The sequence below is a fragment of the Aeromicrobium yanjiei genome (assembly GCF_009649075.1).
Classification (GTDB): Bacteria; Actinomycetota; Actinomycetes; order Propionibacteriales; family Nocardioidaceae; genus Aeromicrobium; species Aeromicrobium yanjiei.
The window spans coordinates 3,420,386-3,445,899 of sequence record NZ_CP045737.1 but is presented as its reverse complement, the minus strand read 5'-3'; the positions used below and the strand labels follow the sequence as shown (position 1 = coordinate 3,445,899).

Annotated in this window: 24 protein-coding genes; 12 read left to right on the top strand and 12 right to left on the bottom strand. The window is 71.2% G+C overall.

The genetic code is table 11. From position 1 onward, the window contains the following. Positions 1 to 15: 15 nt before the first annotated feature. Positions 16 to 732: a response regulator transcription factor gene (locus tag GEV26_RS16905; protein WP_153654722.1), complete on the bottom strand. Its 717-nt coding sequence runs from the start codon at positions 730 to 732 to the stop codon at positions 16 to 18. Positions 733 to 734: 2 nt separating this feature from the next. Continuing rightward, positions 735 to 2,030: a hypothetical protein gene (locus tag GEV26_RS16900; RefSeq protein WP_243838809.1), complete on the bottom strand. Its 1,296-nt coding sequence runs from the start codon at positions 2,028 to 2,030 to the stop codon at positions 735 to 737. An 80-nt stretch (positions 2,031 to 2,110) separates the two neighbouring features. On the opposite strand from GEV26_RS16900, the gene GEV26_RS16895 reads away from it, so the two are divergent. Genes GEV26_RS16895 through GEV26_RS16875 form a run of 5 tightly spaced genes read left to right on the top strand, consistent with a single transcriptional unit; the run spans position 2,111 to position 5,661 of the window. After that, entirely contained in the window at positions 2,111 to 2,773 is a 663-nt protein-coding gene (locus GEV26_RS16895) for a glycosyltransferase family 2 protein (protein WP_153654721.1), read from the top strand. After that, positions 2,770 to 3,420 carry a TIGR04282 family arsenosugar biosynthesis glycosyltransferase gene (locus tag GEV26_RS16890; RefSeq protein WP_153654720.1) on the top strand — a complete coding sequence of 217 codons (651 nt, stop codon included), beginning with the start codon at positions 2,770 to 2,772 and terminating at the stop codon, positions 3,418 to 3,420. Before GEV26_RS16895 ends, GEV26_RS16890 begins: the two co-directional genes overlap by 4 nt. Further along, positions 3,417 to 4,061: a class I SAM-dependent methyltransferase gene (locus GEV26_RS16885; RefSeq protein ID WP_153654719.1), complete on the top strand. Its 645-nt coding sequence runs from the start codon at positions 3,417 to 3,419 to the stop codon at positions 4,059 to 4,061. Before GEV26_RS16890 ends, GEV26_RS16885 begins: the two co-directional genes overlap by 4 nt. Continuing rightward, complete coding sequence (locus GEV26_RS16880; protein WP_208430988.1) at positions 4,058 to 5,236, top strand: molybdopterin-dependent oxidoreductase; 1,179 nt, start codon at positions 4,058 to 4,060, stop codon at positions 5,234 to 5,236. The genes GEV26_RS16885 and GEV26_RS16880 overlap by 4 nt, the downstream gene beginning before the upstream one ends. Further along, the gene (locus GEV26_RS16875; RefSeq protein WP_153654718.1) at positions 5,233 to 5,661 is read left to right on the top strand and encodes a hypothetical protein; all 429 of its coding nucleotides are present in this window, start codon (positions 5,233 to 5,235) and stop codon (positions 5,659 to 5,661) included. Before GEV26_RS16880 ends, GEV26_RS16875 begins: the two co-directional genes overlap by 4 nt. On the opposite strand, the gene GEV26_RS16870 is transcribed toward GEV26_RS16875, so the two are convergent. Continuing rightward, on the bottom strand, positions 5,639 to 6,106 hold the full coding sequence (locus GEV26_RS16870; RefSeq protein ID WP_243838807.1) for a GNAT family N-acetyltransferase: 468 nt from the start codon (positions 6,104 to 6,106) through the stop codon (positions 5,639 to 5,641). The genes GEV26_RS16875 and GEV26_RS16870 overlap by 23 nt on opposite strands. Further along, on the bottom strand, positions 6,103 to 6,654 hold the full coding sequence (locus tag GEV26_RS16865) for a dihydrofolate reductase family protein (protein ID WP_153654717.1): 552 nt from the start codon (positions 6,652 to 6,654) through the stop codon (positions 6,103 to 6,105). The genes GEV26_RS16870 and GEV26_RS16865 overlap by 4 nt, the downstream gene beginning before the upstream one ends. Before the next feature lie 39 nt (positions 6,655 to 6,693). Here GEV26_RS16865 and dcd point away from each other — a divergent pair, with 39 nt between their 5' ends. The 3 genes from dcd to GEV26_RS16850 all read left to right on the top strand — a co-directional run bounded on the left by dcd (position 6,694) and on the right by GEV26_RS16850 (position 9,088). Further along, positions 6,694 to 7,269, top strand: a complete 576-nt coding sequence (gene dcd / locus GEV26_RS16860) for a dCTP deaminase (protein ID WP_153654716.1) — start codon at positions 6,694 to 6,696, stop codon at positions 7,267 to 7,269. Between the two features lie 68 nt (positions 7,270 to 7,337). Next, complete coding sequence (locus GEV26_RS16855) at positions 7,338 to 8,252, top strand: pseudouridine-5'-phosphate glycosidase (RefSeq protein WP_243838806.1); 915 nt, start codon at positions 7,338 to 7,340, stop codon at positions 8,250 to 8,252. Next, positions 8,249 to 9,088: a carbohydrate kinase family protein gene (locus GEV26_RS16850; RefSeq protein WP_194839903.1), complete on the top strand. Its 840-nt coding sequence runs from the start codon at positions 8,249 to 8,251 to the stop codon at positions 9,086 to 9,088. The genes GEV26_RS16855 and GEV26_RS16850 overlap by 4 nt, the downstream gene beginning before the upstream one ends. Here the strand turns inward: GEV26_RS16850 and GEV26_RS16845 are convergent. Then, positions 9,078 to 9,968, bottom strand: a complete 891-nt coding sequence (locus GEV26_RS16845; protein ID WP_153909844.1) for a carbohydrate kinase family protein — start codon at positions 9,966 to 9,968, stop codon at positions 9,078 to 9,080. The genes GEV26_RS16850 and GEV26_RS16845 overlap by 11 nt on opposite strands. Next, on the bottom strand, positions 9,965 to 11,176 hold the full coding sequence (locus tag GEV26_RS16840) for an AGE family epimerase/isomerase (RefSeq protein WP_153654713.1): 1,212 nt from the start codon (positions 11,174 to 11,176) through the stop codon (positions 9,965 to 9,967). The genes GEV26_RS16845 and GEV26_RS16840 overlap by 4 nt, the downstream gene beginning before the upstream one ends. A 190-nt stretch (positions 11,177 to 11,366) precedes the next feature. Between GEV26_RS16840 and GEV26_RS16835 the strand changes: the two genes are divergently transcribed. Further along, entirely contained in the window at positions 11,367 to 12,296 is a 930-nt protein-coding gene (locus GEV26_RS16835) for an ABC transporter ATP-binding protein (protein ID WP_153654712.1), read from the top strand. Then, positions 12,293 to 13,105 carry an ABC-2 transporter permease gene (locus tag GEV26_RS16830; protein ID WP_153654711.1) on the top strand — a complete coding sequence of 271 codons (813 nt, stop codon included), beginning with the start codon at positions 12,293 to 12,295 and terminating at the stop codon, positions 13,103 to 13,105. The genes GEV26_RS16835 and GEV26_RS16830 overlap by 4 nt, the downstream gene beginning before the upstream one ends. A gap of 15 nt (positions 13,106 to 13,120) precedes the next feature. Here GEV26_RS16830 and GEV26_RS16825 read toward each other — a convergent pair whose 3' ends face one another. The 3 genes from GEV26_RS16825 to GEV26_RS16815 all read right to left on the bottom strand — a co-directional run bounded on the left by GEV26_RS16825 (position 13,121) and on the right by GEV26_RS16815 (position 18,199). Further along, positions 13,121 to 13,495 carry a YchJ family protein gene (locus GEV26_RS16825; RefSeq protein WP_153654710.1) on the bottom strand — a complete coding sequence of 125 codons (375 nt, stop codon included), beginning with the start codon at positions 13,493 to 13,495 and terminating at the stop codon, positions 13,121 to 13,123. A 260-nt stretch (positions 13,496 to 13,755) separates the two neighbouring features. Beyond that, positions 13,756 to 17,259 (bottom strand): heterodisulfide reductase-related iron-sulfur binding cluster, encoded by a 3,504-nt coding sequence (locus tag GEV26_RS16820; protein WP_153654709.1) that lies wholly within the window; start codon positions 17,257 to 17,259, stop codon positions 13,756 to 13,758. A gap of 136 nt (positions 17,260 to 17,395) precedes the next feature. Then, a complete protein-coding gene (locus GEV26_RS16815) occupies positions 17,396 to 18,199 on the bottom strand; it encodes an alpha/beta fold hydrolase (protein WP_153654708.1) in 804 nt (267 codons plus the stop codon). Positions 18,200 to 18,363: 164 nt separating this feature from the next. Between GEV26_RS16815 and GEV26_RS16810 the strand changes: the two genes are divergently transcribed. Beyond that, a complete protein-coding gene (locus GEV26_RS16810; protein ID WP_208430987.1) occupies positions 18,364 to 19,308 on the top strand; it encodes a helix-turn-helix transcriptional regulator in 945 nt (314 codons plus the stop codon). Here the strand turns inward: GEV26_RS16810 and GEV26_RS16805 are convergent. From GEV26_RS16805 to GEV26_RS16795, 3 genes are read right to left on the bottom strand one after another with little or no spacing between them, the layout of a single operon-like run. Then, positions 19,294 to 20,487, bottom strand: coding sequence for an MFS transporter (locus GEV26_RS16805; RefSeq protein WP_153654706.1), 1,194 nt, complete (start codon positions 20,485 to 20,487; stop codon positions 19,294 to 19,296). The two genes, GEV26_RS16810 and GEV26_RS16805, sit on opposite strands and share 15 nt — an antisense overlap. Positions 20,488 to 20,547: 60 nt before the next feature. Next, a complete protein-coding gene (locus tag GEV26_RS16800; RefSeq protein WP_153654705.1) occupies positions 20,548 to 21,003 on the bottom strand; it encodes a GNAT family N-acetyltransferase in 456 nt (151 codons plus the stop codon). Continuing rightward, a complete protein-coding gene (locus GEV26_RS16795) occupies positions 21,003 to 21,545 on the bottom strand; it encodes a DUF4916 domain-containing protein (protein ID WP_153654704.1) in 543 nt (180 codons plus the stop codon). Before GEV26_RS16795 ends, GEV26_RS16800 begins: the two co-directional genes overlap by 1 nt. Positions 21,546 to 21,847: 302 nt before the next feature. On the opposite strand from GEV26_RS16795, the gene GEV26_RS16790 reads away from it, so the two are divergent. Continuing rightward, the gene (locus GEV26_RS16790; RefSeq protein ID WP_194839902.1) at positions 21,848 to 25,504 is read left to right on the top strand and encodes an Ig-like domain repeat protein; all 3,657 of its coding nucleotides are present in this window, start codon (positions 21,848 to 21,850) and stop codon (positions 25,502 to 25,504) included. Positions 25,505 to 25,514: the final 10 nt, after the last annotated feature.

Sequence of the window (25,514 nt, the reverse complement as noted above, 5' to 3'; positions counted from 1 at the left end):
CCGGGCCCGGGGTGCCTAGGCGCCGTCGGGCGTGGGGTCCCAGCGATAGCCGACACCTTCGACCGAGACGAGTCGCAGCGGCTCGGCCGGGACCTCCTCGACGTTGTTGCGCACCCGCTCGACGTGGACCGCGACCGTCGAGTCGTCGGCGTACTCCCAGCCCCACACCTGCCGCAGCAGGTCGTCCCGGCGGAACGCCCGGCCGGGGTGACGGACGAAGAAGTGGAGCAGGTCGAACTCCCGTGGTGTGAGGGGGAGCTCGATGCCGTCGCGCATCGCGGTGCGGGTGACCGGGTTGAGCGCGAGATCTCCGTCCGTGAGCAGGCCCGCGACCGGACGAGGGCCCGACGAGACCAGGCTGCGTCGCAGGACCGAGCCGATGCGGCGGGCCAGCTCCGCGGCGCCGATCGGCGTCGCCACGTAGTCGTCCGCGCCGCTCGTGAGGCGGGAGAACCGCTCGTCGCCGACATCGGGCGTGAGCAGCATGATCGGCACCCGCGAGGCGTCGTCGACCCGCAGGTGCTCGCAGATCTGCACGCCGTCGATGCCCGCCAGCGCGGACTCCAGCACCACGAGATCGGGCTCGAGCTCGCGCGCGGCAGCGAGCCCCTCCGGTCCGGCGACCGCGACGCTCACGTCGTAGTCCTCGATCTCGAGGTGGCGGCGAAGGTCGTCCCGCAGGTCCGCGGCGTGCAGCACCACGAGCACGTGGGGGCGATCGCCGAGGGCCATGGTCACCACCTTGTCAGCAGAAGCTGTTGCACGCAGAGGGCGAGGACGACCTGCGACAGCAGCAGCGGGCGGTGCCACCGCTCGGGCAGCAGCGCCGGGAGCGCGACGACCCAGATCGTGAACGGCAAGAAGATGCGCTCGACCTCGGCCTTGCTCATGCCGGACAGGCAGGCGACCGCGATCGTCAGCAGCGCGGCCGCGGCGAGCTGGGCCATGACGTTCGTCCGCACGAGCCGGGCGGCGCGCGGGAACGCGGCCCAGACCGCGAGTCCGCCCGTGAACGTCCACGCGGCGATGTCGGCCCACACCCAATAGGCGTACGACCGCTCGGACGCGATGCCGTCGTAGTAGCGCTGCCGCAGGACCGGGTACGCCTCCCACCACGCGAAACCGCCGAGCGTGAACAGGGCGGCGACGAGCGCGGCCCCGCCGAGGGCCCAGGGCAGCGGGCGCCAGTTCCGGGCGATCAGCAGCACCGCGACGGCGAGGATCGCCAGCAGCACCAGTCCGTACGACAGGTAGACGCAGGCGCCGAGCAGGAGTCCCGCGCCGATTGCCGGCAGCACCCGGCGGTGGACGGCCGCGATCGCGAGCAGGGCGAGCCCCCAGGCGGCGACGGCCGTGAACACTGCGTCGCCCGTGACGCCCATCCACACGGCGCTGGGCGCCAGCACCAGCCACGGCAGCGCGGACCGCGCGAGTCGCTCGGTGCCGAGGGTCCGAAGCGTCACCAGCACGGCCACGGCGGCGGTGCTCGCGACCGTCACGCACACCACGCCGATCCAGAACGGGTCGGTGATCCCCAGGCGGTCGAGACCCACGAAGTAGAGCAGGGCGCCGGGCGGGTGGCCGGCCACGTGGACGTGCCAGTTCTCGGGGGACGAATAGGGGATCCGGTCGACGAACGTCTGCAGCATCGTGTGGATCGAGCCGACCGACTGCGCGTCGTACACGTACTCCTGGCGCCGCTCGAAGACGCGGGACAGCCCGTCGGTGCCCTCGGTCATCGCCAGCGCCACGGTCCACAACCACGACCCACCGAACCCCGTCGCGAGCACTGCGCCCCACGGGGCGGAGCGGGCCAGGCGCGGCACGACCAGCACGAGTCCGAGGCCGATCACGACGGCGGGCAGCGTGAGGAGTCCGATGCGGGGATCCCAGTCGGCATGGAGGGGTGGCCAGTGCACGCGCACGTCCTCGTCGAGCAGCTTCGGGACGATCATCGAGGCCGCCACCACCAGCAGGCCCACGAGGGCTGACAGCACGGCCGCGCGGGCAGAGGCTGACGTCCGAGGCACGGTCCACAGCGTAGGGCGCCCCACCACGGACGGCCCGTCGGCGAAGTGCGGCCCATCCGCGGGCGCCTTAGGTTCGAATCATGGCCATGAGCACTTGCGACGTCGTCATCCCCTGCCGGGACGAGGCAGCTGCGCTGCCCGACGTCCTGCGAAGCGTCCCCGAGGGCTGGGGGGTCATCGTCGTCGACAACGGCTCGGTGGACGGGACTGCGGACGTCGCTCGCGGGCTCGGCGCACGCGTCGTGCAGGAGTCACGTGCCGGCTACGGCGCTGCGGTGCACGCAGGCGTGCTCGCCGCCCGGGCGGAGTTCGTGGCCGTGATCGACGGTGACGCGTCGATGCAGCTGACCGAGCTCGTGCCGATGCTCGACGCCGTACGCTCGGGGGCCGTCACGATGTCGGTCGGCCGCCGGCGCCCCGTCGGCCGGGGGGTCTGGCCGTGGCACGCCCGTCTCGGCACCCACGTTCTCGCGACGTGGATCCGGCGCCGCAGCGCGTTCCCCATCCATGACCTCGCCCCCATGAGGGTGTGCCGCCGCGACGACCTGCTCGCGCTCGACGTCGAGGACCGCCGCTTCGGCTACCCGCTCGAGCTCATGCTGCGGGCGGCCCGCGCCGGGTGGACCGTGCAGGAGGTCGACGTCTCGTACGGCCGGCGGGCTGCCGGCACCCGGTCCAAGGTCTCCGGGTCGGTGAGGGGCACGGCCCGGGTCGTGCAGGACTTCGCGAAGGTGCTCCGATGAGCGCCCCCACCCTCCTGGTCGTGGCGAAGGCGCCGGTCGCGGGAGAGGCCAAGACCCGCATCGCCGAGACCATCGGGGACGAGGCCGCGGCGGCGGTCGCCGCAGCCGCGCTGCTCGACACCCTCACGACCGCCTCGGCGGTCGGCTGGCCGCTGGTCGTCGCGATGACCGGTGACCTCGCCGCCGCGTCCGCGCACGACGAGGTCACCGCCGCCCTCGCCGCCGCGACGGTCGTCCCGCAGCGGGGCGACTCGTTCGCCGAGCGCCTCGCCCACGCCCACGCCGACGCCGACAACGGCTTCGGGGTCGTGCAGGTGGGCATGGACACGCCGCAGCTGACCGTCGCTGACTACCTCGACGCCGGACGCACGGTCGAGCTCGGCGGTCGGGTCATCGGCCCCGCCGAGGACGGCGGCTGGTGGCTCCTCGGCCTGCCGGACCCGGCCGCCGCGCGCGCCCTGGTCGACGTGCCGATGTCGCAGGACGACACCCTCGAGCTGACCCAGCAGGCGCTCGGCGGGGACTGGATCCGGCTGCGGACCGTCCGCGACATGGACACCTGGGACGACGCGGTCGAGATTGCCCGTGAGGTGCCCATCTCGCGCCTCGCCGACGCCGTCGCGCAGGTGGAGTCGTCGCGCGCATGAGCCTGGCCTTCGACCCCACCAGTGCCTACGACGCGGCCTTTTCCGGCAAGGCGACGCAGGTCGTCGGCGACAGCGGAGGACATGAGCCCTTCGAGGTCGGCGTCTGGTCCTCCGATCCGGACTGGATCGACCACGCGCTGTTCATCGACCCGTGCGACGGCGCGACCCTCGACGTGGGGTGTGGGCCGGGCCGGCTCGTCGGTGAGATCGCCCGCCGGGACGTGCCGGCCATGGGCATCGACGTGTCGATCGAGGCGGTGCGCCAGACCAGGTTCCGCGGCGCTGACGCGCTCCTCGGTGACATCTTCCTGGAGATCCCCGACGAGGGGGAGTGGAAGTACGCCCTGCTGGCCGACGGCAACCTGGGCATCGGCGGCGATCCGTCGCGGCTCCTGGCTCGCCTGCGGGAGGTGCTGTCGCCCGACGGTGTCGTGATCGCGGAGGTCGCCGAGCACGGTGCAGGCCTGGTGCGCGAGGAGCGCCAGCTGCTCGTCGAGGGGCGGCTCTCGGTGGCGTTCGACTGGGCGGTGGTGGGGCTCGACGCGATCGAGGCCGTCGCGGCGGAGGGCGGCATGCGGGTGATCGGCACGAGCTCGGTGGGCGGTCGCCACACCGCCACGATGATCCCCATCAGTCCGTGAGACTGCCGACCGTCACCGACATCGAGAAGCGGCTGCCGCGTCCCGACGACTTCCCCAGCCGTGCCCGCGGCCCACAGGTCTCCGCTCGTGTCGGCACGGCGGTCGGCGTGTGCTTCGTGATCTGCTTCCTGACCGGGATGTGGAGCCACTGGCAGTACTCCACGCCCGGCTGGCTGACCCTGAGCCCGCGACCCACCCAGCTCTACCGCTGGACCCAGGGCATCCACGTGATCTCGGGGACGGCTGCGATCCCGCTCCTGCTGGTCAAGCTGTGGTCGGTCTTCCCCCGGCTGTTCGCCCGTCCGCCCCGGGGAGCCCGCGCCCGGATCCTGACCCTGCTGGAGCGCGGGTCGATCGCCGTGCTGATGGGCTCGGCCCTGTTCATGCTCGTCAGCGGGACGCTCAACATCATCGGCTGGTACCCGTGGGAGTTCAGCTTCCGGCAGACGCACGGCGCCATGGCTTGGGTCGCGATCGGATCGGTGCTGGTGCACGTCGCGGTCAAGCTACCGGTGATCCGAGAGGCGTGGGGCGAGCCGGTCGAGCCGGCGTCGCCGGAGCGCACCCCGGTGGACGTCGATGCACCGACCCGCAGGGACGTGCTGCGAGGAGCGTTCCTCGCATCGGGCCTCGCCGTCGTCCTGACGGCAGGCCAGGCCGTGCCGTGGCTGCGCAGGATCTCGGTGTTCTCGGTGCGTCCGGGCGACGGCCCGCAGGACCTGCCGATCAACCGCACGGCGCGCAGCGCGGGCACGTCCACGTCCGCGCTCGACCCTGACTGGGTGCTCGAGGTGACGGGCGCGGACCGCACGGTGCGGCTGACCCGCGACGACCTGCTCGCGATGCCGCAACGGACTCACCGGCTGCCGATCGCGTGCGTCGAGGGGTGGAGCCGCAGCGCCGTCTGGACGGGCGTCCCGCTGCGGGACGTCATCGCGCTGGCGGGCGCCGGCCCCCGGACCGACGTCGTCGTGCGGTCGCTGCAGACCAAGGGGGCGTTCGGCTCCTCCCGCGTGGTCGGCAACGTCGTGGCGGACCCCCGCACGTTGCTCGCGCTTCAGCTCAACGGCGAGACGCTCGACATCGAGCACGGCTACCCGTGCCGCCTGATCGCGCCCAACCGGCCCGGCGTGTTCCAGACCAAGTGGCTCAACCGCCTGGAGGTGCAGGCATGAGGGCCGCGCGGGTGCTGCTCGGCGCACTGGGCGCGGGACTCGCGCTGTGGGGGCTGTGGCAGATGCGGGACCTCACCCGCGAGCAGCTGACGTCCGAGGCGTTCTGGGCCGTGGGCGCGGTCGTGCTGCACGATGCGGTGCTCGCCCCGATCGCCGTCCTCGTGGGATGGGCTGGCCACCGGCTGCTGCCCGGGCCGTTCCGACGTCCTGCGGCGATCGCGTTCATCGTGTGGGGCACGTTGACGGTCGCGTTCTTCCCGACCCTCAGCGGGCAGGGCGGCAAGCCCGGCAACGACACGGTCCTCGGCCTTCCGTACGTCCTCACATGGCTCGTCATGACGGGGGTGCTCATCGCGTACGTCGTGGGAGACGGGCTCCGGCGCCGTCGATCCCGCTCGGTCGCTACCGGAGCTGGAGCGTCATGAACACGCTCCAGGGGTCCGGCACGTAGTCGGCGAACGGCTCGCACTCGACGAACCCGTGCCGGGCGTACAGCCTCCGTGCCGCCTCGAACGGCGGGTTGCTGCCGGTCTCGAGGCTCACCCGGGCGTACCCACGGCGCCTGGCGACGTCGAGCAGGTGCAGCAGCACGACCTCGCCCACCCCCTGGCGCCGGAACTCATCGGTGACGCGCATCGACTTGATCTCGGCGTGCGTGGGGTCGAGCTCCTTGAGGGCGCCGCAGCCCGCGAGGCGACCGCCGGACCAGACGCTCCAGAAGGTGACGTCGGGGCCCGAGAGGCGGTCGATCGGCAGCGCGTGGACGCTCTCGGCCGGGGTGTGCGAAGCCATCTCCGCCAGGTGCTGCTCCAGCAGGGCCACGACCTCAGGGCCGCTGAGGTCGTCCTCCCGGATCTCGAACCGGGTCACCGCACGACGCGGTGGTGCAGGTGCACGACACCGTTGTCGAAGCGGTGCTCGTCGACGAGCTGGAGATCGATCCGAACGTCGTCCGGCAGCGACCGGGCGCCGCCGCCGACGACGACCGGGGACACGAAGGTGTGCAGGTCGTCGACGATCCCCGCGGCGAGCGCCTGCCCGGCGAGCTCGGCGCCGCCGATGAGCACGTCACGCTCGGCCGCGTCCACGAGCGACCGGACCGCGCCCGCGTGGAAGTCGCTCTCGATGCGGGTGCGCGGGGTGCTCGGGTGCTCGAGCGACCGGGAGTACACGACCTTGTCCGCCGCCCGCCAGATCTCGGCGAAGTCGCGCGTCACGGGATCGTCGTCGCCCATCGTCTCCCAGACGGCCATGGTCTCGTAGAGACGGCGTCCGTACAGGTGCGTGCCGACCGGCCGGAACAGGTCGTTGAAGAACTGGTGGAGCTCGGCGCTCGGCACGCCCCAGTCGAAGCTGCCCTTGCGATCGGTGATGTAACCGTCGAGCGTGACGTTCGAGGAGTGCAGGAGCCGGGCCATGCGACGACCGTAGCGCCGCGGTGCGTGTAGTTTCTACACGTGCTTCTCTCCGACCGCGACATCCTTGCCGAGATCGATGCCGGACGCGTCGCGCTCGACCCGTTCGACCCCGGCATGATCCAGCCGTCGAGCATCGACGTGCGGCTCGACAAGTTCTTCCGCGTGTTCGACAACCACAAGTACCCCCACATCGACCCGGCAGCGGACCAGTCCGACCTGACCCGCGAGATCGAGGTCCAGGGCGACGAGGCGTTCATCCTGCACCCCGGCGAGTTCGTGCTCGGGTCGACGTACGAGCTGGTGACCCTGCCCGACGACATCGCCGCTCGTCTCGAGGGCAAGTCGTCCCTCGGGCGTCTCGGCCTCATGACGCACTCGACGGCCGGCTTCATCGACCCGGGATTTTCCGGGCACGTGACGCTCGAGCTCGCCAACGTCGCGACGCTGCCGATCAAGCTCTACCCGGGCATGAAGATCGGCCAGGTCTGCTACTTCCGCCTGACGTCGCCGGCCGAGAACCCCTACGGCTCGGCCAAGTACGGCTCGCGCTACCAGGGCCAGCGCGGCCCGACCGCATCCCGCTCGCACGCGAACTTCCACCGCACCGAGATCTGAGGGCCTGACGCCCCGCTCGGAGGGTGGCCGCCGTCACAAACAGCCTGACTCATCGATAGGCTCCCGGCGTGACGATCCCCCTGAGCATCTCGCCCGCCGTCCAGTCCGCTCTCGACGAGGGCTGGCCCGTCGTCGCCCTGGAGTCGACGATCATCTCGCACGGTCTGCCCCGCCCGGACAACCTGGCGGCGGCGCGTCGTTTCGAGCAGATCCTCACCGACATGGGCGTCGTCCCGGCGACCGTCGCGGTGCTCGACGGTGAGCTCAAGGCCGGTCTGACCGACGACGAGCTCGTCCGGGTCGCCAATGAGGACGTCCCCAAGCTGAGCGTCCGCGACCTGCCGATCTCGCTGGCGCGGGGCGGCAGCGGCGCCACGACCGTCGCCGCGACCTCGTACATCGCGAACCTCGCGGGCATCCGCGTCTTCGCGACCGGCGGCCTCGGGGGCGTGCACCGCGGCGCGTCGGAGACGTTCGACGAGTCCGCCGACCTCAAGGTCCTCTCCGAGGTGCCGATCACGGTCGTGGCGGCGGGGGTGAAGTCGATCCTCGACATCCCGGCGACGCTCGAGCGCCTGGAGTCCCTCGGGGTCATCGTGCTCGGCTACGGGACGGACAGGTTCCCGAGCTTCTGGCTGACCGACTCCGGCCACGAGCTCGACTGGTCCGTCCCGGACGCGGCCGCGGTCGCCGACGTCATGGCCGCCAGGGACGCGCTCGGCCAGCCTGCTGCGGTCATGGTGGGCAATCCGCTGCCGATCGCCGAGCAGCTCGATCCGGCCGTGCACGACCGGGCCCTCGCGGACGCCCTGCGCATGGCCGACGAGCAGGGTCTCAGCGGCAAGGAGGTCACGCCGTTCCTGCTGCAGACGATCGTCGACCTGACCGGCGGCGACAGCCTCGCGGTCAACCTCAAGATCGCCGAGAACAACATCCGCGTCGCGGGCGAGATCGCACTGTCCTGGGCCGGTCGGTCGAAGTGATCCTCGTCGTCGGTGACCTCGTCGACGACATCGGCGTCCGCCCGCTCGGCTCGGTCAACGCGGCGAGCGACACCGTCTCGGAGATCCGGATGACGGCCGGGGGATCGGCGGCCAACGTCGCGGCCTGGCTCGGCCACCTCGGCGCCCCCGTCCGCTTCGTGGGCCGGTGCGGCGCGGACGCCGTCTCCCGGCACGTCGCGGCCCTCGAGGCGTACGGCGTGGACGCCCGGATCAGCGGCGATCCCGACCTGCCGACGGCGACGATCGTGCTGACGCTGGACGACGCCGCCGACCGCACGATGTACGTCGACCGGGCCGCCAACACGACCCTGACCGACGAGCACGTGCCCGCCGAGGTGTGGCAGGGCGTGACGTGGCTGCACCTGACGGGCTACTCGTTCTTCGACGACGGCGTGCGCCCGGTGGCGCTGCGGCTCGTCGAGGAGGCGCGCCGCCGCGGCGCCGGGGTCAGCATCGACCCCAGCTCGCTGGGATTCCTGGAGCAGGCCGGACGCGAGACGATCCTGGGCTGGCTCGAGGGCGCCGACCTGGTGTTCCCCAACGACGACGAGCAGCGGTTCCTGCAGCTCACGGGCGACGGGATCGTGCTGACCCGCGGGGCCGAGGGTGCGACGTTCGGCGCGTACACGGTCCCCGCTCTCGCGACCGACGCGGTCGACACCGTGGGCGCGGGTGACGCGTTCGCCGCCGGCTTCCTCAGCCGCTGGACGAGCGACGGGGACCCCGAGGCGTCCCTGGCCGCCGGCGCGAAGGCCGCCGCGGAGTGCGTCGCGGTCCGTGGCGCCCGCCCGGCGGGCGGAGTGCTCAGGGGGTGAGGTCGCGGGTCCGCGGCGGATCGGCTCCGGGACGGGAGCAGGTGATCGCGGCGGCGCTGGAGGCGTACATCGCCAGGTCGCGCAGCTCCGTCGCGTCCAGCTCGTCGGCGGACGGCCACTCGTAGGTCGCGCACCACGAGAGCATCGCGGCCATGAACGAGTCGCCCGCACCGATCGTGTCGACGAGGCGCACCTCGGCCGGCGGCACCTCGACGAGGACGTCCCCGGCGCCGACGACCGCCCCGTCCGCGCCGCGCGTCATCGCGACGATGCCGTGGTCGGCGGCGAGCCGGCGCACCACGGCGACGGGCTCCTCGCCCGGGAAGAGCGTCGCGGCGTCCTCGTCGCTCATCTTGATGATCGTCGCGTGCGGCGCGATGGTGTCGAACACCCCGCGCCAGACGGAGGCGTCGGGCTCCACGCTCAGGCGGACGTTCGGGTCGTACGACACCGGGATGCCGAGCACGTCGGCGCTGACCACGAGCCCGGCGACCAGCGCCGCGCCGGGCTCGAGCGCGGTGCCCAGCGAGCCGACGTGGACCGCCTCGAAGTCTGCGGCGTCGGGGAGTGCGGCGGGGTCCCAGGTCAGGTCGAAGTCATAGCTCGCGCTGCCGTCCTCGGCCAGCGTCGCGACCGCCGAGGAGGTCCTCGTCGGGACCGGGTCGAGGCGCTCGAGCCCGACCTCGGAGTCGTAGAGGTGCTCGCGCAGCAGGTCGCCGTACGCGTCGTCGCCGACCTGTGCGGCGAGCAGCGTCGGGACGTCCAACCGGGCCAGGCCGACTGCGACGTTGAAGGGGGACCCGCCCGCGTGGGGCTCGGGGTCCCCGCCCTCGCGCTGCACGACGTCCACGAGCGCCTCGCCGATCACCAGGACCGTCACTGCTCGCGGCCGATCGTGAGCGCGGCGCTCGGCGCGAGGGGCAGATCGGGCAGGGTGAGCGCGTTGAACGCGTGGTACGCGTCGGGCTTGCCGCGCCACGTCCGGGCGGAGACTGCCATCGACGGGGCGAGCTCGTGGTGCCACGACCCGGTGGCGGGGTCCACGAAGTAGTCGTCGATCTCGGACCACCAGCGACTCGCGAGGCCCGCGTACAAAGCCTTGCCGCTCGAGGCGTGGAGCGCCTCGGCCGCCAGCACGGCCTCCGCGATGACCCAGTGGAACCGCTCACGCACGACGGGCTCGCCGTGCCAGTTGGTGGTGTACGCGAGGCCGGGGGTGTCGTCCTCGGTGGTGTCCTGGACGGCCTGCGCGAACAGCGCCTCGGCGGCCTCGATCATCCACGGCTTCGGGTCGGCCATGGCCGCGGCGAGCTGCACGAGGAGCCGGGACCACTCGAAGGCGTGCCCGGGCGTCGCGCCGTACGGACGGAACGGGTCGGCGACGATCTCGTGGTTGAACTCCGGCACCGGCGTCCAGTCCTCGTCGTAGTGCTCCGGGATGCGCCACTCGTGCGATCGGGCGTGGATGCCGATGATGCGCTCGCAGATCGCGAGCGCCCGATCGTGCCACTGCGGATCGCCGGTCACGTCGCCGGCGACGAGGTACGCCTCGACCGTGTGCATGTTGCTGTTGGCGCCCCGGTAGGCGTCGGCCACGGACCAGTCCTCGGACAGCTGCTCGAGGCAACGGCCCGCGGTCGGCTCCCAGAACCGGTGCGCGTGCACCTCGCCGGCTTCGGCGAGCAGCGCCTGGGCGCCCTCGGCCCCTGCCGCGGCGGCCGTCGCGGCGGCCAGCAGGACGAATGCGTGGCCGTAGCAGCGCTTGGCGGTGTCGACCGGCGTGCCGTCGAAGCCGATCTCGTCGTACCAGCCGCCGAAGGTGTCGTCGTGGAACAGCGTGGACAGGGCGGCGACGCCGTGCTCCGCGAGCGGCAGGGCGTCGCTCTCGCCCGCGAGGTGGGCGAGGGAGAAGACGTACGTCATGCGGGCGTTGATCCACAGCTCCAGGCCCTTGTCACGGTCCGGCTGGCCGGTGTCGTCGAGCCAGATGAATCCGCCCTCGGGACGGACCGACCTGCGCGCGAACGCGAGCAGGTCGTTGCGGGAGGCGGCTCGCCAGGCAGGGCTTCCGGGGGTGTCGTCGCTCATGGGTTCACGCTACCGGCGCGACCGCGACGGGGCCGGGCAGCAGGGCCCGGGGCTGCGACCGCATCCCACTAGGGGTGGGTTCAGGGGGTGTCAGGGGTCGTTCCCCGATGCCGCACCACGTCCTGCGGCGTGAGGGTGAAGGCATGACTTCACAGCAGACGGCCACGGGCCGCACCGGGCGGTGGTCGGCATGATCCGCGCCCAGGGACTCACCAAGACGTACGGCGACAAGATCGCCGTCGACGGCATCGACTTCACCGTCGCCCCCGGCCGGGTCACCGGCTTCCTCGGACCGAACGGGGCCGGCAAGTCCACGACGATGCGCATGGCGCTCGGTCTCGACACCCCCACCAAGGGGTCGGTGAGCGTCAACGGCCACCGCTACGCCACCTCCCCGGCACCGCTTCGCGAGGTCGGGGCGCTGCTGGAGGCGCACGCGATCCACCCGGGACGATCCGCCCGCGACCACCTGCGATGGCTGGCTGCCAGCAACGGCATCCCCACCACCCGGGTGGGCGAGGTGCTGGAGCAGGTCGGGCTCGACACCGTCGCCGGTCAGCGGGCGGGACGTTTCTCGCTCGGCATGGGCCAGCGGCTCGGCATCGCAGCAGCGCTGATCGGCGATCCGGGGGTCGTGATCCTCGACGAGCCGGTCAACGGACTGGACCCCGAGGGCATCCGCTGGGTGCGGCAGCTGGCCCGCCAGCTCGCCGACGAGGGGCGGACGGTCTTCGTCTCCAGCCACCTGATGTCGGAGATGGCGCTCATGGCCGACCACCTCATCGTCATCGGGCGGGGAACGATCCTCGCGGACTGCTCGATGCAGCAGTTCATGGCCGATCACGCGGCCTCGTACGTCCGGGTGCGGGCGGCGCGGTCGACCGAGGTCGAGGCGCTCCTGGTCGGCCGAGGCCTCGAGGTCAACCGGGTCGACGACGAGCTGCGGGTCCAAGGGCTCGAAGCAGCCGCGGTCGGCGAGCTCGTGGGCAGCCACGGCCTGCTCCTGCACGAGCTGACCCTTGTGCGTTCCTCGCTCGAGGACGCATTCATGGCACTGACGGCCGACAGCGTGGAGTACCACGCCAAGGCCGCTGAGGAGATCAAGGCGGTACGACGATGAGCTCACAGACCCTCGAGGAGACCCGCGCCGAGCTGGATGCGCCGCGGTCGGGATTCGGCCACGCGCTGCGTGCGGAGTGGATCAAGCTGTGGACCGTCCGCTCGACGTGGTGGACGATGTCCGCGCTGATCGTGCTCGGCGCCGGCCTCACGACCCTGATCTGCTGGGGCAACGCCAGCTGGCTCGCGAGCTCGGACGCCGACGAGTCGCCCGGCTCGTTCATCACCTGGGGCATGATGATCGCCCAGGTGTGCGCGGTCATCGTCGGCACGCTCGCGGTGACGTCCGAGTACGGCACCGGCATGGTCCGCACCTCGTTCGCGGCCGTCCCCCACCGTGGGGCCGTGTTCGCGGCCAAGGCGATCGTGGTCTGTGGCGTCCTGTTCGTCGTCGGCACCGCGACCGCGGTGCTCGGCTACCTCGGCGGCAACTACTTCCTCGACCGCGAGGGCATCGGCCTGGCGCTCGAGGGGGACGTCGCCCGCGCGATGTACGGCAGCGGCCTGTACCTCGCAGCGCTGGGGCTGCTGTCGATGGCCGTGGGCTTCCTCGTACGACACACCGCGGCGGCGATCTCGATCGTGCTGGCGACGGTGTTCGTCATCGGCAACATGGTGATGCTCATCCCCGGCGAGCTGGGTGACTTCATCACCAAGGTCATGCCGGGCAACGCGGCGTCCTCGCTCGTCGCGCCGGTCTCGTTCAACCCCGAAGCCCTGGGTGCGTGGACCGGCTTCGGCGTCCTCATGGGCGAGGTCGCCGCCCTCTGCGCCCTGGCCTGGTGGCTGCTGCGCACGCGAGACGCCTGACGCCGCCCCGGGTGGTCACGCGTCGACGTAGAACCACGTGCCGGACTCGCGGACGAACCGACTGACCTCGTGCTGGCTGCCGTTGCCGGTCGGGGCGCGGTAGAAGGCCTCGAACTCGACCACACCGGTCGTCTCGAACGGCCCGCCCCCGCGCGTCGCCAGGATGTCGAGCCGGTACCAGCGGCGATCCTGGTCGAGCTCGAGCCTGGCCGGACGGGTGCTCCGGTGCCAGGTCGAGAGCAGGTAGGCAGGATCGCCGACCGCGAAGGCGCTGAACCGTGACCGCATCAGCTGCTCGGCAGTCTGGGCGGTCGCGGTGCCGGCGTGCAGCCGGCCACAGCAGTCGTCGTACGTCAGGCCGCTCAGGCAAGGACAACGCGAAGGGCTCACGCGACGATCATCCCGTACCCGTGCACCGGCACAAAAAAATCTTCGGCAGCCCGTGACGTCCGCGCGGCTGCCTCGTTGTACCTGTCGAATCGGGAACACTCCCTCCCGCCCGATTGCGACGCTGATCCCCCGATCAGCAGAAGTCCGACCCGTGGCTCCCTCCCGGTCGGACTTCTCGCATCTTCCCGGACCCGCGCCCGGGGAAAAAAGGAGAAGGGACGCACCAGGGGTGCGTCCCTTCTTCTGTGTCGTCCTGCGGGCTAGGACTTGGTGTCGTCGCCCGGCTCGTCCTCGTGATAGTCCAGGCTGAGCTGCGTCGCGGTCTCGGTCAGGTCCTTCCCGCTGGGGTTGGCCTCACTGAGCTCGGCGACGTCCTCGGAGACGGGGTCGGCGGTGTTCTCGCCGTCCTCGACCGGGGTCACCTCGGACGGAGCCTCGACCTGCGAGGTCGGCGCGGGCTGCGCCGCCTCGTCCGAGAGCGTCTCGGCCTCCTCCTCGCGGGCGTCCTCCTCGACGGGCTCGGTCTCCTCGGTCGGTCCCGGCGCGGGGGCCGGCTCCTCCGGGGTGGGCTCCGCCTCGGTGGTGGCCGCGGGGGCGTCGTCCGAGGGGGTCAGGTCGGTGTTGACCGGGCCGACGTTGGCCCAGGCAGCCTTCTCCTTCTCCGATGCGTCGCGGTCGTCCGTCTCGGTGTCGGCCTGGTCGGTGACCGTCTCGGCCTCCTCCTCGCGGGCGTCCTCTTGGACGGGCTCGGTCTCCTCGGTGGGCTCCGGCGCGGGGGCCGGCTCCTCCGGGGTGGGCTCGGCCTCGGTGGTGGCCGCGGGGGCGTCGTCCGAGGGGGTCAGGTCGGTGTTGACCGGGCCGACGTTGGCCCAGGCAGCCTTCTCCTTCTCCGATGCGTCGCGGTCGTCCGTCTCGGTGTCGGCCTGGTCGGTGACCGTCTCGGCCTCCTCCTCGCGGGCGTCCTCTTGGACGGGCTCGGTCTCCTCGGTGGGCTCCGGCGCGGGGGCCGGCTCCTCCGGGGTGGGCTCGGCCTCGGTGGTGGCCGCGGGGGCGTCGTCCGAGGGGGTCAGGTCGGTGTTGACCGGACCGACGTTGGCCCAGGCCGCCTCTTCCTTCGCGGACGCCGGCTCGGTGTCGACCTCGGCCTGCGGCTCCGCGGGCTCCGCTTTCGTGGACTCCGGCTCGTCCTTGGACGCGTCGGACGTCTGGATGTCGCGGGCATCGGCGTTGCGGGGCTCGGTCGGCGCTGCGGACTCGTCGGCGTGCCCCCCGCCCTGCTCATCGAGCTTGACGTTGTGATCGGCAGCGAACTGCTGATCCGTGGCAGCGTCGGAGTCGGCCGGCTCCTGCAGCTCGTCGACGTCCGTCGTGCCCTTGTCGCCCGGGTCGCCGTCCTCGGTCGCCCTGGCCGCGGCACCGACCTCGGCGGTCTCGCTGAGCGAGTCGTCGGCCCGGTCCTCGGCGTTCGGCTCGGCCTCGGTCGCCTTGGCGACGTCCTCGTCCGAGGGGCCGTCGCCACCCGTGGCGGCGGCCGCGGTCGCAGCCTCCGCCTCGTCGACGACCGACTTCGTCTCGTCCTCGGTCGGCTCGGGAGCCGGGGCGCGCTTGACGCCCGCCAGCAGCATCTGCGCGACGTCGAGGATCTCGACCTCCTCGCGGGCTGCGCCCTCGGACTGCTTGAGCGTCAGGCCGTCCGACAGCATCACGCGGCAGAACGGGCAACCCACAGCGATCTGGTCAGCGCCGGTGGCGATGGCCTCCTCGGTGCGGTTGACGTTGATGCGCGAGCCGATCGTCTCCTCCATCCACATGCGGGCACCACCGGCGCCGCAGCAGAAGGACTTCTCGGAGTTGCGGGGCATCTCGGTGAACTCGGCGCCGGGGATGACGTTGAGCAGCTCGCGAGGTGCCTCGTAGACCTGGTTGTGACGACCCAGGAAGCACGGGTCGTGGTACGTGATCTTCTTCTGCTCCTCGCCCTCCACGGGCGGCAGCGGCTTGAGCTTGCCCTCGCGCACGAGGCGGTTGAGCAGCTGCGTGTGGTGGACGACCTCGAGCTCGACGCCGAACTCCTTGTACTCGTTCTTCAGCGTGTTGAAGCAGTGCGCGCAGGTCGAGACGACCTTCTTGACCTTGGTCTCCTTGAACACCTCGGCGTTCTGCATCGCGAGCTGCTGGAAGACGATCTCGTTGCCGGCGCGACGGGCCGGGTCACCGCTGCAGGTCTCGCCGTCGCCCAGCACTGCGAACGAGACGCCCGCCATGTCGAGCAGCTCGGCGACCGCCTGGGTCGTCTTCTTGGCCCGGTCCTCGAACGCTCCGGCGCAGCCGACCCAGAACAGCCAGTCGACCTCGTCGAGGTCCTCGACCTCCACGCCGACCTGCTTGACCTCGAAGTCGAGGTCCTTGGCCCAGTCCATACGGCCCTTGGGGTTCATGCCCCACGGGTTCCCCTTGCGCTCCAGGCCCTTGAAGATGTTGTTGAGCTCGGCCGGGAAGTTGGACTCCACCAGCACCTGGAAGCGGCGCATGTCGTCGATGTGGTCGACGTGCTCGATGTCGACGGGGCACTGCTGCACGCAGGCGCCGCAGTTGGTGCACGACCACAGGACGTCGGGGTCGATGACGCCGTAGACCGACTCGTCACCGATGAGGGGACGCTCGAGCTCACGCTTCTGCTCGTCGCTGAGCTTGCCCTGCTCCTCCTCGGACAGCGAGAGGAGGGGCGCCTTGGCGTACGCGTGCTCGCGCAGGCCCAGGACCAGCAGCTTGGGCGACAGCGGCTTCTCGGTGGCCCAGGCGGGGCACTGCTCCTGGCAGCGTCCGCACTCGGTGCAGGTCGTGAAGTCGAGGATGCCCTTCCACGAGAAGTCCTCGAGCTTGCCGACACCGAGCTTCTCGAAGTCCTCCTCCTCGAGATCCTCCATGGCCTCGAGGTCGAGGGGCTTGTCGTTGATGTAGATCGGGGGCAGTCCGCCGAGGGACGTGCCGCCGTCGGCCTTGCGCTTGAACCAGATGTTCGGCCACGCGGTGAAGCGGTGCCAGGCCACGCCCATCGTGAGGTTGCGGGCGATGACCATCAGCCAGACCATCGCGAGCGTGATCTTGAACATCGCGACGAAGAAGATGACGTTCTTCAGGCCCTGCTCGGAGTCGGGGTAGAGGGCGTCGCCGACGTACGAGCTGATCGGGAAGTGGGCCCGTCCGCCGTTCTCGCCGCCGTGGTGCAGCTCGATGAGCTTGTACTCCGCGCCGCGGATGAACAGGATCGCCGCGCCCTCGAGCATCGCCATGGCCTCGACGAAGTACGCCTGCCAGAACGTCGAGCCGAAGAAGCGGCTCTTGCGGCCGAGCGAGCGCGGGTGGTTCCGCTGACGCACGAAGATCAGGTAGAGGATGCCGATCGTGCTCAGCAGTCCGAGCGCCTCGGCGGCCCACTCGTACGGGTACCAGTGGCCGATGATGGGCCACGCGAAGTCAGGGTTGAACAGCTGGAAGTAGCCCTGGAGCACTGCCGTGCTGAGGAAGATGAACGCCGCGTACACGAACCAGTGCGCCACGGCGACGGCCCGCTTCTGGAACATCCGGGTGTGACCGAACGTCTCGACGAGCATGTTGGCGGTGCGCTTGCCGGGGCGATCGCGCCGCCCGACGAGCGGGCGCCCGGTGCGGACGACCTTCAGCATGTCGCGCACCGCCTTGATGATCAGTGGCAGCGCCACCGCGGTGACAACGAGCGACACAACGATCGCGACGATCTGCATGAAGGCCTCAATTCCCTGACGACACGGACCGTGACAGTAGGGCTGACAGTATCCGGTGGGCCTTGCCATCGCCGACTAAGGCATGCCAAAGGTCCGGTGCATGTGGTGTGTCACACACGCCGGACCAGAGGGGCGTTCAGCGTACGGGAGCTGCGGCGAAGTGCTCGAGCAGGTGACTCGCGACGATGTCAGGCTGCTCGAGCGCGACGGAGTGGCCCGCCGCGGACACGGTCCGGTACGACCCGGCAGCCGCCTCGGCGATGTTGATGTCCGAGATGGGCGGCGGATAGGCGTGGTCCTCGCTGCCCGCTATCGCCAGGACGGGTACGCGGCAATCGGCCAGCTCCTCCACGATCCGGCCACGGTGGATGACCTGCCACGCGGCGTCACCGATGCTGGGGCCGAGTGCGGCCATGGACGTTCGCCAGTGCTCGACCGCGGGGGTCTGCTCGGCGAGGCTGGTGTCCCCGAACATGATGTGGAGCAAGGTGTCGACGTGCTCGGCGCCGCCGACCTCGCAGAGCAGGTCGACGAGGGGGGCGAACGCCTCGAGCTGGTGCTCCTCCTCCGCGGACGAGCCGAGCGCGGCAGCGGACAGCAGGAGGTCAGGGTGGCGTGCTGCGAGGCGCAGCGCGACGAAGCCGCCGAGGGAGTTCCCGACGGCGTGGACCGGGGCGAGGTCGAGTGCGCGAATCAGCGCGGCGGCGTCGTCGGTCAGGGCGTCCACCGCGAGCTCGTCACGCGTGCCGGGCGAGCTGGCTCCCTGGCCGCGGTGGTCGTACGCGACGACCCGGTGTCCGGCCTCGACGAGCTTGTCGCGCAGGTCGTCGAACATCGAGTGATCGAAGAACAGTGAATGGCTGAGCAGGACCGGGACGCCGTCGGTGGGGCCGGAGTCCGTGTAGGCGAGCTCTGCGCCGTTGACCTGGACCGTCTGCATGTGTGTCTCCTCGGATCTTTGCCGCCCGATGTGACGAGCGACACGATAAGGTCCAGCATCCAGGCGTTCGGCTGCGAGGGTCTTCCGGGAACGCGCAGCGAGCTGACGGTGACGCGCACGATGCCCCGTGCGCGGTGCCCATGGCGCGGTGCGGAGGCGGTGTGGTGGTCGGCACGGACTACGAGGTGTCGCACCTCGACACGTCCGATGTCGAGGCGTCGGATCGTCCCGACCTCTGGCGCGAGCACGTGCGGTTCAATCACGGGGGCCTCGACTTCGTCTTCGAGCGGCCTTCCGGGTTCTGGGGCGAAACAGTCGTCCAGCGCTCGGGCGAGCTGCAGCTCGTGGAGTTCAGCTCCGATGCGATCACGTACGAGCGACGGGCCCGCGCGGCCCGGACGGACGACGACCGCAGCCTGCGGGTGCTCGTTCCGCGCACGGGGGAGCTTCGGGTGACACGCCCCGACGGCGAGGTGCGGGTCGGGCCCGGCGGCGCCGTCGCGGTGTCGATGACGTCGGCCTTCGCGCTCTCACACGGGGCGGGGGCGCGAGCGTGGGTCGTGAGCGTCCCCGAGTCGATGTGGCCGCGGGCGATCATCCCGCGGGAGCCGCGGGTGCTGGACCTGCGCTCGGGGATGGGTGCCGTGGTCGCCTCGATGACGACACAGTTGTCGGCCGAGCGGCGACAGCTGTCGGAGACGGACTTCCGCGAGGTGACGGCCGCGCTGGCGCGGCTCCTGGCCCAGTGCCTGGCCGACGACGCGACTGAGCGATGGCCCGAGCTGGCGCAGGCCGCTGTCGCGCTGGTGCGCGCTCAGTCCGACGACCCGACCCTGACGCCGTCCTCGCTGGCGCGTCGGCTCGGCTGGTCCCTGCGGCAGGTCCAGTCAGTCGCCCAGGCCGCGGGTACGACTCCGTCCGAGATGATCCGCTCGACCCGGTTGGCCCGCGCCCGGGCACGGCTCGACGACCCGGCCGAGGTGCATCGGAGCGTGGCCGACATCGCGCACGCCTCGGGATTCGGGTCGGTCAGCACGTTCAACGGCGCCTTCCGCGACGCGTACGGCCTGAGTCCTCGCGAGGCGCGGGCTGGGTCAGTCGGTCGCTGAGAGGCGTTCGCCTCGGACTGGGACGAGGGGGATCGCGAGGAGCGGGGCGAGCGCGACGACTGCGAACGCGACCGCGTAGCCGTGCCCGGAGATGAGCGCGCCGATCAGCGGGGGCACTGCGGCCGAGACGACGTACTGGCCGGTGTTCTGCAGGCCCATGGCCCGTCCGGACCAGTACGGACCGCCGATCTCGGCCACGGACGTGAACGCCAAGCCGTTGTCGGCGACCGTCACGGCCGTCGCGATGACGATCAGCGCGATGCCGAGGGGGGTCCCGGACAGCAGGCCCAGGGCCAGCATCGTCGCCGCCGCGGCGATCGCGACCACGCGCATCGGGCCCAGCCGGCTGCCGACTCGGTCGGACCACCAGCCCGCGCCGATCCGGCCGGCCGCGCCGAGCAGCTGGGTCGCGGCGACCAGCGCACTCGCGGCGAACGTCGACCAGCCCTTCTCGTCGATCAGCCAGACCAGCATGTAGGTCCAGACCGTGAACTGCGGGATCACGAGCAGGGCCGAGGCCAGGTGGATGCGGGTGAGGCGGTGGTCGCGGCGGTACGGGTTGACGAGCTGTCCGCTGTCGGCGGCCTGCTCGCGGCTGGGCCGGGGCGGGTCGACGATCAGCAGGGCCGCGAGTGCGGTCGCCGCGGCACAGATCGCCGCCGTGACGAGCAGGGTCGCGCGGAGCCCCTCCGTGGAGACCGTGTTGGGCACCAGCAGGGCGGCGGCGCCGACGCCGAGCGGCAGGGCGGTCTGCCTGATGCCCATCGCGAGACCACGGCGGTGGGCCGGGAACCAGCCGACCACGATGCGCCCGCTCGCGGAGTTGGTACTGCCCGCACCGATGCCACCGAGGACGAACCAGGCGCCGAGCGCGACCAGAGACGAGCTGAACGCGGCCCCCGTCGCGCCCACGGTGACGATCGCCAGGCCCGCCGCCATGCTGGCGCGTTCCCCGATCCGGTCGACCACCAGCCCCCACAGGACGAGGGTGGCCATGACCCCCACGAACGGCGCAGCCGCGATGACGCCGGCCTCGGGCAGGCTCAGCCCGCGCTCAAGGTGCAGGTAGGGGATGAGGAACGGGGCGCCGTTGACGTAGATCGTGGCGGCGACCTGACCGAGCATCGAGACGCCGAGCATCAGCCAGCGGCTCGGTGCGCGCGCCCCGGTCTCACTCATATGTCCACATCCTGATACGAACTGTCTCAGGATTCAGACTACGCCCGGCCGGGCTGCGCGTCACAACAGGTTCTTCTTCATCCCCACGTGAGACGCGACGTAGCCCAGCCGCCCGTAGAACGCATGAGCCCGCGTGCGCTGCCGGTTGCTGGTCAGCTGCAGCCGTGCGGCGCCGCGCCGGCGAGCGTCGGCCTCGATCCAGGCCATCAGCTCGCCGCCGATGCCGCGCCCCCGGGATGCTGCGGCCGTGCGCACCGCCTCCACCTGGCAGTAGAGCCCGCCGTCGGCCGACAGCATGCGCATCCAGGTGACCTGGGCGGTGCAGACGACCGTCCCGTCGATCTCACCGACCAGGAGGTCCTGGTGCGCGTCGGCGATGATCTCTGCGAAGGCCGCGCGCTGGCGGGTCGAGACGCCCGCCGGCTCGTCGAAGTAGTGCATCGAGTCCTCGGCGGTCAAACCGAGGATCACTGCCAGGTCGTCCTCGACGGCTGCTCGGACGAGCAGGGACGACATCAGCGCAGGGCGCCCACGTGGGCGAGGGCCTGCTTGAGCAGCACGCCGCGGCCACCCTCCATGTCGGCCAGCACGTCGGGGTGCGCGGCCTCCTCGGGCGTGAGCCAGGTGAGCTCGAGGGCGTCCTGGCGCGGGTTGCACTCACCGGTCACGGCGACGACGTACGCCAGTGCGACCGCGTGCTGACGCGGATCGTGCAGCGCGGAGACGCCGGGGAAGGGGAGGTACTCCGCGACCGTGAACGGCACGATCGAGGTCGGCAGCTGCGGGAACGCCGTCGGCCCCAGGTCCTTCTCGAGGTTGCGCAGCAGCGCGTCGCGGACCGCCTCCCCGTGCAGGACGCGACCGGACACCAAGGTGCGGGTCATCGCGCCGGTCGTCGACGAGCCGCGCAGCAGGATGCCGATGTGCTCGACGTTGCCGTTCGCGTCGACGCGCACCGGGACGGCCTCGACGTACAGGATCGGCACGCGGGCCCGCGTCTCGTCGAGGGCGAAGTCGGGGAGCCAGCCGGGATTCGGGTCAGGGGTGCGCACGGACATGGCCACATTCTGTCCTACCGCCGGTTGGGCTGCGGGCCCGCGCACACGTCGATAGCACACGCGCCGACGTGGTCCGACGCCATTTGTTAACCGCCGAGGCGACTTCGAAACACGCTCGTGACGTACGGCGAAACCATCCAGAAACCGAGTGCGTCGACGCTGGTCGCGCCCGCCCGAGTCTCCCGGTCGACGTTGTCGACATGCCGGACGGACATCCCCCGTTAAGGAGCTGTGTGTTGTTATCTCAACGACGTCACGGATGGCGACTCGGTCTGACCGCCGCCCTCGTGACCATCCCCTTGGTGTCCCTGCCGTCCGGTGCGTCAGCCGCAGACGGAGAGCTCGCCTCCGGCTCGGACTGGTCGGTCTCCCAGGCCCCCGGCGGCTATCTCGTCACGGTCGACCTGGACAAGAAGCTGCCCATGGTCTCGGACGCGCCCACGATCGAGGTCGACGGCCGGTCGATCGGCATCGCGACCGAGTCCGGCGACGGCAAGAGCCTCTCGGTGTTCACGACCGACGCGGGTGTCGTCAAGGCCGACGACGTGGACGCCGGCTGGTTCAGCAAGCCGTCGACCGGCATCGCCGCCCGCCTAGGCGCTGCCGCGACCGCAGCACCGCTCGCGGCGCAGGCCGAGGAGCTCGACGCCAACCCCGCCTCGACCGGTCGCTACGAGTTCACCGAGTCGGTCTACAACTTCGGCGCGCAGTCCGTCCCCCTGGCCGGCATCGGCGGCATCAAGGGTGAGATGCAGGGCAAGATCTACCTGCCCAAGACCGGCGGGGCGCGCCCGACCGTGCTGCTCCTGCACGGCCGTCACACCTCGTGCAGCACCGGCGTGACGCCTGCGACGCGTTGGCCCTGCAACCCCGGACAGATCAACGTCCCGAGCTTCGCCGGCTACGACGGCACGGCCCGTGCGCTGGCGAGTCACGGCTACGCGGTCGTCTCGATCGCGGCCAACGCGATCAACTCCAACGACAACCAGCTCGCGCTCGACCAGGGTGCGCAGGCACGCGGACAGCTGCTGCTCGACACGCTCTCGATGCTCGACAAGGCGGGCAAGGGCCAGCCGCTCAGCTACTTCGACGCGCAGACCGACAAGGACGTCACCCTCGCCGAGGCCCTGGCCGACCAGAGCCCGCTCCCGGGCCTGACCGAGGCGACGCAGCCGATGAGCCCCGCAGACCTCGTCGGTCGCTTCGACCTGACCGACGTCGGCATGATGGGCCACTCCCGAGGCGGCGAGGGCGTCACCTCCGCGGCAACCCTCAACCAGGCGCTCGACAAGCCGTGGGGGATCAAGACGATCCTGCCCCTCGCGCCGGTCGACTTCGCGCGCATGACCGTCCCGAACGTCGCGATGAACGTGATCCTGCCCTACTGCGACGGCGACGTCTCCAACCAGCAGGGCCAGCACATGCTGGACGACTCGCGCTACGCGTTCGACGACGACTCGCTGCGCAGCGGCGTGTGGGCGATGGGCGCCAACCACAACTTCTTCAACACGGTCTGGACACCCGGTGTGTACGGCTACTCGGTGAGCGACGACTGGGGCGCGACGTCGACCGACGCGGTCTGCGGTCCGCGCTCGGCCACCAACATCCGCATGACGGCGCAGGAGCAGTACGACATGGGCACGGCCTACATGGCCGGCTGGTTCCGCCTGACCCTCGGTGGCGAGAAGCAGTTCCTGCCCATGTTCGACGGATCGGGCACGGTTCCCGCCGTGCTCAACGGTGAGGACGTCCGCAGCGTCTCGACGGCTCCGGCCTCGGCCCGCGCCACGATCACGTCGTTCGAGTCGACCAGCTCGCTGGTCCGTCCGGTCGGCTCCGCGACGGCCACGGTGTGCGCGAGCGCGGCAGGTCGTACGGTCCCGCAGGCGCTGCCGGCCTGCACGACGTCGATCAACACGTCGGCGGCTCCGCACTGGACGCCGGCGAGCAACGGCGGCAACGTGCCGGCGACGCCGGTCACCAAGCTCGCGTGGACGGCACTCACGGCAGGCCAGACGCCGAGCGAGCTGCGGGTCGGCGTGCCGGCCAAGGCGCGCAACGCTGCTGGTGCGGAGCGTCTGTCGGTCAAGATCGCTGCCGACGAGTCGGTCCAGGCCGGCACCGACCTGACCCTCAGCGTCATCGACGCCGAGGGTGCGACCTACAGCTCGAAGGTCTCGGCCCTGAACCCGCTGGCGGTCAACCGCCTGCCGGCGTCGGGGACGTCCGCACTGCTGAAGAAGCTCGTGCTGCAGCAGGTCAACGTGCCGACGTCCGCACTGAAGGACGCAGGCCTGGACGTGTCGGACATCCGTGAGGTGCGGTTCGCCGCGGCGACGGGTGCTGACGAGACCCCCGCCGGCGCGGTCTACCTCTCGGACCTCGCATTCGAGTCGTCCTCGGTGGGCACGCCCGCGGTCAAGACCGAGACGACGATCAACGTCCGCGGCACGTCGGTCGCGGAGGGTGATGCCCCCGGCACCGCCGACATCGCGGTCTACCTGAGCGACAAGGCGTCCACCCCGGTCACGGGCTACGTGTCGGTCCTCGGGTCGGCCACGGGGCGCGGCGGCATCACGATGGAGAAGGTCACCTTCGCCCCGGGCGAGACGTGCAAGGTCGTCTCGTCGCCGATCCTCGGCGACAAGCTGGCCAGCTCGACCAACAGCACGGTGATCAAGACGTCCGTCATCAACACCTCGGGCGCCGTCATGGGCTCGAAGGCGCTGGACAACCTCGTCGTCCGCGAGGACGACGGCGTGACCGGCTCCGCCGTGGCACTGCCCGCGGCTGGTGTGCAGGGCGATGCGTGTGCCGAGCTGGCGGCGTCCGGGACGACCGGTGCGGTCACGGTCAGCGACACGACGCCGGCCCCCGGCGACCAGGTGACGTTCACGGCCTCGGGCTACCGCTCGGGCGAGTCCGTGGCCTTCACGGTGGGCGCCGCGAGCCTCGGTGAGGCGCTGGCCGACGCGAGCGGCACGGTCGTCCTCACGGCTGCTCTGCCCACGGACGCCGCGATCGGCGAGGCGACCGTCACGGCGGTCGGCTCGGGAACCGGGTTCACCTCCACGGGCTCGATCTCCGTGCTCACCGCCACCGCGACGACGCTCGCACTGTCCCCGGAGATCCCGGGGATCAACGAGAGCGCCACGCTGACCGCGACCGTCACGGGCACCGACACGGCAGGGACCGTCGAGTTCTTCGACGGCGACACGTCCCTGGGGACCGCTGACGTCACGGACGGCACGGCGACGCTCGAGGTCCCCGCGGGCTTCAAGGCCGGCGAGCACTCGTTCACCGCGGCGTTCGGGCAGACGGCCTCGGCCCAGCGCTCGGAGTCCAACGTGGTCGGGCTGACCCTCACCAAGGGCAAGTCGGGCATCGCGATGGTGCTGGCGTCGGACACCTCGGTGTACGGCACGGGCGTCAAGGGCTCGGTCGGCGTCGCCAACGGCGACGGCGGCACGGTGACCGTCTCCTACGGCAGCACCTCGTTCGACGTGCAGCTCGGCGACGAGGGCACGGCGACGTTCAGCCTGCCGAAGACGCTCAACGCCGGCACGTACGACGTCGAGGCGGTCTTCAACGGCACCGACAAGGTCGACCCCAGCGGGGTCGCCACGGCGAAGCACGTGGTCAAGAAGAAGGCCACGACGGCCAAGACCTCGTCGAAGTCGAAGGTCAAGAAGGGCAAGTCCTTCACGGTCAAGACCTACGTCCGCGGCGCGACGGCGGGCACCCAGCCGACCGGCACGGTCAAGGTCTACGTCAAGAAGTCCGGCGGGAAGTACGTCCTGACCCGCACGCTGAAGGTCTCGGCGGCCGCCAAGGGCGTCGTGAGCACCAAGGTCAAGGTCACCAAGACCGGCACGGCTCGCATTAAGTCGGTGTACTCCGGCAACGGCAACTACGCGGGCGTCACCAGCCCCACGAAGGCGGTGAGGATCACCAAGTAGTCCGGGCAGG